This is a genomic window from Candidatus Viridilinea mediisalina (genome assembly GCF_002532535.1).
In the GTDB taxonomy this organism is placed as follows: Bacteria; Chloroflexota; Chloroflexia; order Chloroflexales; family Chloroflexaceae; genus Viridilinea; species Viridilinea mediisalina.
Map to the genome: position 1 here is coordinate 25,685 of NZ_NQWI01000049.1, position 11,165 is coordinate 36,849.

At 53.1% G+C, this 11,165-nt stretch carries 7 protein-coding genes; 5 read left to right on the top strand and 2 right to left on the bottom strand.

What is annotated here, in order from left to right; translation table 11 throughout:
* Positions 1-9: 9 nt before the first annotated feature.
* Positions 10-336 (top strand): DUF4351 domain-containing protein, encoded by a 327-nt coding sequence (locus CJ255_RS11785; protein WP_097644300.1) that lies wholly within the window; start codon positions 10-12, stop codon positions 334-336.
* Positions 337-744: 408 nt separating this feature from the next.
* On the opposite strand, the gene gltB is transcribed toward CJ255_RS11785, so the two are convergent.
* Positions 745-5,364 carry a glutamate synthase large subunit gene (gene gltB / locus CJ255_RS11790; protein ID WP_097644301.1) on the bottom strand — a complete coding sequence of 1,540 codons (4,620 nt, stop codon included), beginning with the start codon at positions 5,362-5,364 and terminating at the stop codon, positions 745-747.
* Positions 5,365-5,500: 136 nt separating this feature from the next.
* Positions 5,501-5,680, bottom strand: coding sequence for a hypothetical protein (locus CJ255_RS24110; protein WP_124681913.1), 180 nt, complete (start codon positions 5,678-5,680; stop codon positions 5,501-5,503).
* A 267-nt stretch (positions 5,681-5,947) separates the two neighbouring features.
* Here CJ255_RS24110 and CJ255_RS11795 point away from each other — a divergent pair, with 267 nt between their 5' ends.
* From CJ255_RS11795 to CJ255_RS11815, 4 genes are all read left to right on the top strand, one after another.
* Complete coding sequence (locus CJ255_RS11795) at positions 5,948-6,367, top strand: AAA family ATPase (protein WP_097644302.1); 420 nt, start codon at positions 5,948-5,950, stop codon at positions 6,365-6,367.
* Between the two features lie 1,033 nt (positions 6,368-7,400).
* Positions 7,401-8,687, top strand: a complete 1,287-nt coding sequence (locus CJ255_RS23545) for a hypothetical protein (protein ID WP_165774679.1) — start codon at positions 7,401-7,403, stop codon at positions 8,685-8,687.
* Between the two features lie 173 nt (positions 8,688-8,860).
* Positions 8,861-9,505, top strand: a complete 645-nt coding sequence (locus CJ255_RS11810) for a YiiX/YebB-like N1pC/P60 family cysteine hydrolase (RefSeq protein ID WP_165774680.1) — start codon at positions 8,861-8,863, stop codon at positions 9,503-9,505.
* A gap of 22 nt (positions 9,506-9,527) precedes the next feature.
* Positions 9,528-9,911 (top strand): DUF4878 domain-containing protein, encoded by a 384-nt coding sequence (locus CJ255_RS11815; protein ID WP_165774681.1) that lies wholly within the window; start codon positions 9,528-9,530, stop codon positions 9,909-9,911.
* Positions 9,912-11,165: the final 1,254 nt, after the last annotated feature.

Below are 11,165 nucleotides of genomic sequence, written 5' to 3' on the forward strand. Positions count from 1 at the left end.
CTTGCAGCAATGGCCGAACAGATTATTCGCTATGATCGCTACAGCATCCCCGAATCTCCCTTGATCAGCAAGTGGAGGGAAGAGGGAGTGGCAGAAGGGATCGAGAAGGGGATCGAGAAGGGGATCGAGAAGGGGATCGAGAAGGGCCATCTTGAGTTGCTCCTGCGTCTGCTCGTGCGCCGCTGTGGGCCGTTGAGTGAGCCATTGACCCGACAAGTGCAAGCCCTCAACACCATGCAGATGCTAGACCTCGCCGAGGCACTGTTCGATTTCACTGGCCGCGACGAGCTAGAGCAGTGGCTGGTGCAGCGGGGGGCTGAGACCAATGACGATTGAAGGATGCGCATAAGCGTTGCGTGGTGCCGTGTAGGGGCACGGCGTCGCCGTGCCCGTGGTAGTCATAGCCCCTTTATGGACGGACAAAACATGTGTTCATTGCCGCAAAAGAGCGCAAAGGAACGCAACAAAACAGTGCTGCCTTCGCCCCTCTCCCACAACGTGGGAGAGGCGGTGCCCGGTTGGTGAGCCTGTCGAACTAGAGCTTGCCGAAGGGGGTAGGGGGTGAGGGCCATCCTAGGCATCCCAAAGCTCTATCGGTCGCTACCAAAGCAAACGTTCTGTCCGCCCTTAAACCATAGCCCCCAGGGGCACGGCAGCGCCGTTCCCCTACACAGGGCGACCTCTGCGCTACTGCCAAAAAAGCTCTTTTGGGGGAGGCTTCGCCTCCCCCAAAACCACCACCATTTACGCTGCGCGCGCAGGCTTGTGGAGTTCCTCTGCGCCTTCGACGGCGTTCTCGATGCGTGCCACCGCTGCGCGGGGGTAGACGGCACGGAAGAGGGGCCGGTAGACTTCCCAACGCGCTAGGATTTCAGACCCACGAGCGCTGCCGGTCAACTCGATGTGGCGCTTGATCAATGCCTGAACGCGCGCTTCATCGCGGCTACTCAGTTCCTGCAACTCGATCAACTGCGGGTTGTGGCGCTGCGCCAGGGTTCCCGCTTCGTCAAGCACAAAGGCGACCCCGCCGGTCATGCCGGCCCCGAAGTTGCGCCCGGTCTGACCGAGGATTACGGCGACCCCGCCGGTCATGTATTCGCAGCCATGGTCTCCGACGCCCTCGACGACTGCGGTTGCGCCGGAGTTGCGGACTGCGAAGCGTTCACCCACCTGACCCGCAGCGTAGAGTTCGCCCCCGGTGGCGCCGTAGAGCAGCGTGTTGCCCGCGATGACATTCTCGTGGGGTGCGAAACGCGCCTTGGGATCGGGTGCGACGACGATGAGGCCGCCCGCCATGCCTTTGCCTACGTAGTCGTTGGCTTCGCCGGTGAGCAAGAGGCTCATGCCGGGGGCGTTGAAGGTGCCGAAGCTCTGCCCGGCGCTGCCGCGTAGCTTGATGGTGATGGTGCCTTCGGGGAGCCCCTTGTGGCCGTAGAGTTGGCCAATCACCCCGGCGAGGCGCGTGCCTGCCGAGCGGTCGCGGTTGCGGATTTCGTAGCTCAGGGTCACCGGCCCACGGCCCGCCAGCGCACCCCGGGTATCATGCATAATCCGGTCGTTGATCGTCTCAAGTGGGGGCAGCGCGTTCATCTGGCCGCCGTGGCGCAACGGCACGCCTCCGGCATGGTGGGCCGAACCGATCACCGGCGTTAGGTCGAGGGTATCGGCATCGCCCACGCCGATGCTACGCTGGCGCAGCAGATCACTGCGGCCCACCGCCTCGTCCATTGAGCGCAGCCCCAGGCTGGCCAACAGTTCACGGATCTCCTGGGCCATATAGCGGAAGAAGGCGATCACCATCTCCGGCTTGCCGGTAAACTTGGCGCGCAACTCCTGCCGTTGGGTCGCAATGCCCACCGGGCAGGTGTTGTTGTGGCAGGCACGCGCCATGATGCAGCCTTCGGCCACCAGTGCAGCCGTACCAAAGGAGTACTCATCGGCACCGAGCAGCGCGGCCATCAGCACATCACGCCCAGTCTTCAGGCCACCGTCGGCCCGCAGGCGCACGCGGTCGCGCAAACCATTGAGCACCAGGGTCTGCTGGGTCTCGGCGAGGCCCAACTCCCAAGGCAGGCCCACGTTCTTGATGCTGCTCAAGGCGGCTGCGCCGGTGCCCCCGGAGTGGCCGCTGATCAGGATGGTATCGGCGTAGCCCTTGGCCACCCCGGCGGCAATCGTGCCCACTCCGGCGGTTGCCACCAGTTTCACACTCACCCGCGCCCCTTGGTTGACCTGCTTCAGATCATAGATAAGCTGGGCCAGGTCTTCGATGCTATAGATGTCGTGATGGGGCGGCGGGCTGATCAGCGCCACGCCAGGAACGGTATGGCGGATGCGGGCGATCTCTTCGTTCACCTTGTGGCCGGGCAACTGACCACCTTCACCCGGCTTCGCGCCTTGGGCCATCTTGATCTGCAGTTCGACGGCATTGGCCAGGTAGGTTGGCGTCACCCCAAAGCGCCCCGAAGCCACCTGCTTAATGCGGCTAATGCGCTCATCCTGGTAGCGCGCATAATCCTCGCCACCCTCGCCACTATTGGCCAAACCGCCCAGGCGATTCATCGCAATCGAAAGCGTCTCGTGCGCCTCCGAGCTAGTCGAACCGTGGCTCATCGCGGCGGTACTAAAGCGCGGCACAATCGCCTCAATCGGCTCAACCTCATCAAGGGGCACAGGCGGGCCAGCGGGCACCAACTCCAACAGATCACGCGGATCCACCGGCGGACGCTGGTTGACAAGATCAGCATAGGCGCGATAGATCGCATAGCCCTCGTCACTCACCCCTGGGCCTTGGCTATCGCCAGTGAGCGCGTGGGGGTTCCGCACCGCCTTATGCAGGGCGTGGATGATCGGCGGGCCGAAGGCGTGGTACTCACCATCCTTCTTATACTTGTAGATACCGGGATGCCCCAAGCTTGGCGCAGGCAGGTCGAAGGCGCGGGCGTGGCGGGCGCGCATATCGCGCTCGATGCGCCCAAAACCGACCCCCCCAACGCGCGTTGGCGTATCGCTGAAGCACTCGTCCACTAGGGCCTGTTCGAGACCAAAGACCTCAAAGATCTGGGCACCACAGTAGCTATCGAGGGCCGAAATGCCCATCTTGGACATCACCTTGAGCAGCCCCTTCTCGAGCGCGTGGATGAAGTGTTCAAGCGCCTCTTGAACCAAGGCCGCATTGCGCGTATTGTCCACCTCGGCTGTCCCATTGGCACTCTTCTGACGCAACGCTTCGCGCTCAAGCACCAAATGGCTAATGCTCGCAAGCGCCAAGTAGGGATTAACCGCCTCGGCCCCATAGCCAGTCAGACAAGCCAAATGGTGTACCTCACGCAGCTCGCCCGTCTCGGCCACAATGCTACAGAGCGTCCGTAGGCCCGTGCGAATGAGGTGGTGATGCACCGCACTCACCGCCAAGAGGATCGGAATAGGCGCCTGTTCAGCCGTCACCCCACGGTCACTAATGATCAAAATGCTCGCCCCGGCGCGTACCGACTTCTCGGCTGCCGCACGCAACTGCGCGACCGCATTGGCCAACGAAGTCCCAACGGGACAGAGGGCGGGAACGGTGGCTGAAACCAACTCAGGGTCAACCGTCGCCCGCAACGCCGCCAACTGGTCATCGGTCAAGATTGGCGTCGTGAGCTGGATCAGATGGGCGTGTTCAGGGGTCGCCTCGAGCAGATTACGGCGCCGCCCCAGAGCAACACTGAGCGACATCACCAGATCTTCGCGCAGCGAATCAATCGGCGGATTGGTCACCTCAGCGAAGCGCTGCTTGAAATAGTGGAAGAGCGGACGGCCCACCTCAAGGCGGGAGAGCACCGCTGCGGGGGTATCATCACCCATCGAGCCCACCGGCTCTTGGCCAGTGCTGCCCATGGGCTTCATCACCACATTCAGGTCTTCGGTGGAATAGCCAAACGCAACCTGCTGAATAGTCAACTCAGCGACCTCATCTGGGGGCAAGCTGCCCTCATGCTTCCCATTGGCCGCACCTGAGCTAGGGGGCAACTCCAAGCCTTGCAGATGCTTGCCAACCCACTGCATATAGGGTTGCAAACCGGCAAGATACTCCTTCACCTCATCATTGGTAAAGAAGCGCCCGCTCTCGGTATCCACCGCAATCATCTGGCCGGGGCCAAGCTTACCCTTATGGACAACGCGGGCCTCATCGAGTTGCACCGCACCCACCTCAGAGCCGGAGACCACCAGGCCATCATCGGTCACAATATAGCGAGCGGGGCGCAGGCCATTGCGGTCGAGCGCCGTGCCGACAATCCGCCCATCGGAGAAGGTCAGGGCAGCGGGGCCGTCCCACGGCTCAATCAGGCAGGCGTGATACTGGTAGAAGGCCCGCAGCGCAGGGGTAAGATCGCGGATCTTCTCCCATGCCTCAGGCACCATCATCGTCATCGCGTGGCGCACATCACGCCCAGCAAGGACAAGCAATTCCAAGGCGTTATCGAGCATCGCCGAATCGGAGCCATTCATATCCAAGGCGGGATAGAGCGCCTTCGGGCCATCCACAGGCGTCTCGATAAAACCTTCGGGCAGATGCAACACCGCCTCACGGGCCCGCATCCAATTGGCATTACCCTGGATCGTATTGATCTCGCCATTATGCGAAAGCATGCGGAACGGCTGAGCCCGTTCCCACGTCGGGAACGTATTGGTCGAATAGCGCTGATGGTAGACCGCAAGCGCACTGGTATACTCCGGGTCGCGCAGGTCATGGTAGAACTGGGCCAGATTGGTGCCCAGCAGCAGCCCCTTATAGACCACCGTGCGACAGGAGAGCGACGGGATATAGGCAGCAAGCCCTTGTTGCATAAAGGCCCGTTCCATCGCCTTGCGGGCGAGGAAGAGCATACGTTCAAAGGCAACGGGATCACTCGTCGCGGGGCGCAGCAGAATAGCCTGACGAATCTGAGGCATCGCAGCGCGGGCGCGTTCACCAAGGGCATCGGCATCCACCGGCACCTCACGCCAAGCCAAACGTTCAATCCCACGCTCATTGAGCGCCTGGTCAATAATGGCACAAGCAGCAGCACAGGCCTCCGCATCAACCGGCAGGAAAAACATCCCCAGCGCCAACGCATCAGCTTCGGCATGCAGACCTTGGGCGGCCAACTCACGCATAAGCAACGCACGCGGAAGCTGAGTCAAGATCCCCGCACCATCGCCCGTCTTCGCATCATCGGCTACCGCGCCACGATGTTCAAGGTTCCCAAGGGCCTCGAGCGCCATCACCAAGATTTCATGGCTAGCTGCGCCATTAATTCGGGCGACAAAGCCGATCCCACAGGCATCATGCTCAAAACGCGGGTCGTACAAACTGTGGGCTGAACGCACGGGGAGATTCATCACGCTTTCACCTTACGATTTCGTTTACAAATTGCTATAGAGACGACACCACGGGCCAATTTAGAGGCAGACAAACAGACGCCCGCCAGCCTCAAACGCTTTGAAGCAAAGGCGAGCGCCATTGTCGCGCTATAGTCTACCGCAGTCGCTGATCCAGCGAAGCCCCCGGAGTGCAACAGCGCACGAACGGAGGCGCGGTGGTGCCGCGTGGCACCGCAAGTCCTGAGTAGCCAAGTAGGTTGAAGCAGGATGAGGCAAAGCTCTTGGAAGGCTGCTCACAACCGCTCCAGTCATTGAGCGGGGGAAGACCTGCCATAGAAGCTTATTGTTGCGTACTATACACCGCGCTTTAACCCTTGTCAAGCGTTCTTGTACATTATGTACAAGTTGTACTCGGCGCCCGCGTGATGGCGGCGTATAAGGGGTTGTCTGAAAAGTCTATGAACTGGCGTTGGAGTGCCGGCTTCAGCCGGCTAAAGCCGGCACTCCAACGTGTGCCCACTAGCTTTTCAGACAGCTTCTGAGGCCATGCAAACCTCCGAGCGCCGCCGATTTTGTCTTAGAACCCGTCCATGAAACGGTTATGTTACAGTGGCGCGAAAAGAACAGCGATGTCATCTTTGGCCCGCATCAAGCTTCCGATGGTACATTACGCATCATGGCCCTGATCACGCTGCTCTTGCAACCAGCGAGCGAACGCCCCAAGGTGATTATTCTTGACGAACCGGAACTCGGATTACATCCCCATGCCATGAGCATGCTCGCAGGAATTCTCCACAGCGCATCCATACAAACACAGATTATCGTGGCCACACAATCAACGACACTCATCGATCACTTTTTGCCACACCAGATCATCGTGGTAGATCGACCAAACCGAGCTTCTGAATTCAAAAGACTAGATGCAGATAGACTCGCAGATTGGCTAGAGGGATACTCTTATTGCCGAGAAATGTCCTCATTTTGCCAAATGGCTCAAGAAATTGGTGAGTTTGTCTACTGAGTATGCCATATCTGAAGGTGAAGTCTATATTGACTTTCCTGTCATATGCAGCTATACTAGACTTCGAGTGTAATGGGATGATTTTTAGATATTGAGTTGGCACTATGTTCTTGTTGTTTACCTTATTGAGTATTTCTTAGGAAAGCACGGGAGAAAGGCGATGACAAATCATCTAACCTGCCCAAATTGCCAAGCCACTCTTACCCCCCCCGGATACTTCTGTACTGCTTGTGGTCAGAAGATAACCGAGCAGGATGTTCCGCCTCTTATGGTTCCGTTGCCTCAAACTGGAACTTCGGTTACAAGTTCTGACAGATCTGTTATAAAGTCGATCTTAAATTCACACATAGGCAAAAGCATTTTGGTAATGTTTTTATTGCTATTTATAGGTTTACCAATCTATCTCTCAACGGAGTCAGGTGAGCTATTTATAACGCGTCAGTCGATTGTTGGTACATGGGTAGCTAAATCTGACAGTGGTAGAGTAACCAATATTCTCGTTTTCCACAGAAACGGTGATCTTATGATAACAGACATTATGGAACAAGGACAAATGACCGTTAAATACGAGCTTGTTACCCCTAGATCATTGCGAATGATTGGCCCAGACGGAGATTCGATGTTTATACCCATTCTTATTGATAATAATAACCTGATAATAACAGCTAGAGGTATGCGCGTTGTGTACACCAAGTCACAATAATATTTGCATAAAGTGGAGGCAGAGTTGTTAAACTGGATTATGCGAATTTTTGCTCTATTATCCATCACCCTACTTGCAGCATGCGGTCAAGGTGTGGTTTCTGAAAGCGACATCTCGCCGAGTGCAATTCCTACGTCGGCCATAGCAATCCCTAGCATTGCAACACCTACTCATGTCACTGTCCAACCGAGTTCAACATCAATAGCAAGCGATGCAGTGGTAGTTGGTGAACCAAGCCCCACTGCGGAGCCAAGCCCCACTGCCGAGCCAAGCCCCACTGCGGAGCCAAGCCCCACTGCCGAGCCAAGCCCCACTGCCGAGCCGAGTCCGATGATAGCTGTTGTAGATACCTCTCTTGTTGAGGATGCGGATAGTGCAACAGTAAACCAACTACGTGCTCTACTCAGACAATCTGAGAATCTGGAAACTTTTCTTAATGCTTTTGGGACAAATGTACCTATAACTGATGATCTGCGTCAGCGAGTAGAACGCACCCTTGATCTGCTCAGTGCGGAGCTTGAAGCGAATCGAACGCTTGTATTGCCTATGAACAACGCGGAGTTGCAGGAACGTTTCGCAGCAGTGCTTGAAGATATTGAAGCGGCTATCACGCTTACGCATGGCGGGTTGCGCCACCCCACTGGTGATGAACCAAGGCTAGGGTTAGCACGTACCCGCATCCGTCGGGCCATTGGTGGACTGCAAGAGATCATAGCCTTTCTGACACCACAGCTACGCAATCTGCCCTCAGGCGATGGTAAGACCATCGTATTCATCAGTGAAGGGCAGACCTATAGTCTGCGTCTGGATAGTGGTCTGCTCCAAGAAGTGGCAGCGAAGCCCATAACTCCATTGGCATTGCGTAGTGACGGAACGCCCTACTGGGTGAGTATTGATGGCCCATTGGACGACCCCTTTAGCCCTCCACCATTCCGCATTATGCAAGGCGGCACGCGGCAGCAGGAAGTGCATGCTATGCTACAGAGTAGTGATTTGTCTAATTCTTCTTTTCGAGAAGCTACGGGATCACCTTGGCAGATTACATTGAGCAGTGATGAAACACAACTCTACTTTGATACATGTACTTCTGGATTGAATGCAAGTTGTGCCTATTACGCCTTCAATCTAGCTTCTCAGACGTTGAATCAACTCTCTTTTACAAGTGTTTCTCCCGGCTGGATTACCCCTGATGGGCAGAAAGCCATGCTCTTTCTCGATAACCCATACTGGAATCCTGGTTCTGAAGTTCCTGGTTCAGATCATCGCTATGGGTATTCTATAGTGGAACAAGGACAATGGGACTATAATTTGCTGCCTATAGATTCATGGATCGAAGATCTTGTGTGGTTATTCGATAGTCGCTTTATTTACATCAGTTCTTCCGGCGATGAAACTCTGCAGTCTAAGCAACTTATTCTTGCTCATACTGACGGAAGCACAGCCCAAATACTAATGAACGATTTTCCTGCAACGACCTTGCTGCTTGCGCCTGATGGAGGACAGGTTGCATTCGTCAACCCAGCATCTGGCTTGCTCACGCTGTTGGACGTGGGAACATTGCAGGTAGCGACTGTGGCTACTTTGCCTCAGGATGCACAATTGGTAGTCTGGCGGTAGTAGTTCATCAATTCACTTGGAGATATTCCTATGCGTAGTGTTCTCTTATTTGCTATCATCGTCACAGCGATCTGTTTAGCTGGATGTGGTCATATCAGCTTGTATCGTCTGCGTGAAATCGCTCGTCCCTGCACTATCACCAACGAGATAGTGCAGGATTGAAGAAATTGGTAGTGCATCAGTTTGCAAAAAACACTTTCCGGATACTTTTTATACTATCACTGCTATTTTTTAACAGTGCTTCAGTCTACGTTGATTACACACGCACATCGCTTGCGTTTAATCCAGATCAACTTCAAACAGGCGACATTATTCTAAGACAAGGACGGAGCGCAGTAAGTCAAATGGTCATGTCTATTGACCAAGAGAGTCTATTTTCACATTCAGGAATAATTTATCGAGATGAAGATGGGATTACTTACGTAATCCATGCTATTCCTTACGAAGAAGGTGCTTTGGATAATAAAAATTCGTATGTACGAAAGGATGTTATTACATCATTTCTCCGTGCTGATCGTGCACAATATGCAGCCGTCTATCGAGTAAAAGACAACTCATCTGAAATAGGGATAGAAGCAGCCAATGCAGCATTGATATTTTTTGAACGAATGCTCGTATTTGATCTTGACTTTGATCTTGGAAAAGATGATCAACTTTATTGCACTGAACTTGTCTGGCGGGCCTATCTTGCAGCAGGGGTTGATCTCGTTGATGGAACATTCGATTATCTTGCGCTTCCATTCTATCATGGTAGCTACATTTTACCTTCTAGGTTAGCCAATAGTCGATGGCTTGATGAGATTGTTCTTATCGAGTGAGCATACGGTAGAAAGGCACCTGATGAAAACCAAAAGATGGTTCGGAATGTTGGTGACAGTTTTGTCGTTTGTGTTGCTGGCTAGTTGTGGTTTTGGTAGTGGCCCTGGCAAAACCGCTTCAGACTTCATGTATGAGCTTGATCGGGGTAACGTAAGCAGTGCTGCTAAGTACTTTAGTGCTGATTCGCGGGCAAGGTTTAGCTCTAAGATAACTCCAGCTATGACTCGGATGTCGCAGCAGATTGCGGCACGAGGAGGAATTAAAAACATTACCGTTGTGCGAGAGAATATCAATGGCGAGCTTGCCGATGTAATTCTCGAGATTAGCTTTCATGATGGCTTTGGCGGGCGAGAGATGTTTTCAATGATAAAAGAGGAGGGTGAGTGGAAAATTATAGCGAGGTAGTCGCAGTTCTGATGTGCAGATCAGAGCAATGTTTGAGTCTCGGATTATAACTACAAGCAGGTGTTTCAATAGGGACACCTGCTAGACAACTGCTACCAACACCGGGCTTGATGCGGAATGGTATCGGTATCTCTGAGATCGGTAAGCTAATCTCGATACTACTTCGCTACGTACTAACGTTCAAGACAAAAATCCATTTTATAGGTTCTCAGCATGAATAACAACTCGATATCTTGCCCAAATTGCAAGTCTGTTGTAGAGCATAGTAACTTCAAATATTGTCCTACTTGTGGTGCGTCTATACAGACAATTTCACCGTCGTTACAAACGCATTGTCATCAAAGGCCGAATATTAGGCTCGGATTTCTGGAAATGTTACATAGAGAGTCGTCAACTATCGCAATTATCTCAACAGCATTGTCATTAATGGTCGTTCTTATTCTAGATTTGATGTATATCAGCGCAAGTAACCCAGATGTAAGAGGCAGAAGTGCCAGTAGTGTCATTGATAATATTATTGGAATATTTCTCTTTTTACTCATCAATTTCTCCATGATAATACTACCAATTATATCTTTTTGTACTATCTTTTTGAGTATTGTCAGAAAATCTCGTCTTATCATAATAGTACCGTTCATCTTTTTAAATCTTTTTATTATTTCTCGTTTTGTACAAGCTTTTCAATTCACTTCTTTTGAGTTCATTGGTTTAGTTATTTTGATTTTCGCGTTGTTTAGCGTGATCAATTTATTAATAAGCACTATTTATATAGTTATTAAGTCTTTTAAAGAAAATGTTCTCATGGGTTTAATAGCTCTTTTCTTTCCGCTTGGTTTTATTATTGTCCCGCTATTCAATTTGCCTAAATTTAAAAGTGTTCTCGTTTATTGGTCTGTTTCTTTCGCAATAAGTCTAACTTTGTTGATTACAACCATGATTTTCGTGCCGAACATTCTACAGTAAATTAAGTCACTAAAATATAGTATCAGAGTAATACAAGAAAAGATGTATTAGCAATGATATGGAGGGGCGTAGCAGCGGCCCCGCAATGAACCTCTCTGCATCCAGGCGCACAAGGCCGCTGCTACGCCCTGCCCGGCGAAGATCGCCAACTCGTTGTATGCGGGCGAGGGCAATGGGAGGTATCGTCACCACCACATGCATGGCCAACGCCCCCCTTTCAGGTATAGACTTTTTTGCTCCGCCGCGTTCTCACGCGATCCATTGAGACAAGGCAGCACCGCTTGGTGTGTA

What these genes read in the sequence shown, in the direction of transcription:
- CJ255_RS24110 (WP_124681913.1), bottom strand. Translation starts at nt 5,680, where the DNA reads ATGGCAGGTCTTCCCCCGCTCAATGACTGGAGCGGTTGTGAGCAGCCT.
- CJ255_RS23545 (WP_165774679.1), top strand. Translation starts at nt 7,401, where the DNA reads ATGATAGCTGTTGTAGATACCTCTCTTGTTGAGGATGCGGATAGTGCA.
- gltB (WP_097644301.1), bottom strand. Translation starts at nt 5,364, where the DNA reads ATGAATCTCCCCGTGCGTTCAGCCCACAGTTTGTACGACCCGCGTTTT.
- CJ255_RS11785 (WP_097644300.1), top strand. Translation starts at nt 10, where the DNA reads ATGGCCGAACAGATTATTCGCTATGATCGCTACAGCATCCCCGAATCT.
- CJ255_RS11815 (WP_165774681.1), top strand. Translation starts at nt 9,528, where the DNA reads ATGAAAACCAAAAGATGGTTCGGAATGTTGGTGACAGTTTTGTCGTTT.
- CJ255_RS11795 (WP_097644302.1), top strand. Translation starts at nt 5,948, where the DNA reads ATGTTACAGTGGCGCGAAAAGAACAGCGATGTCATCTTTGGCCCGCAT.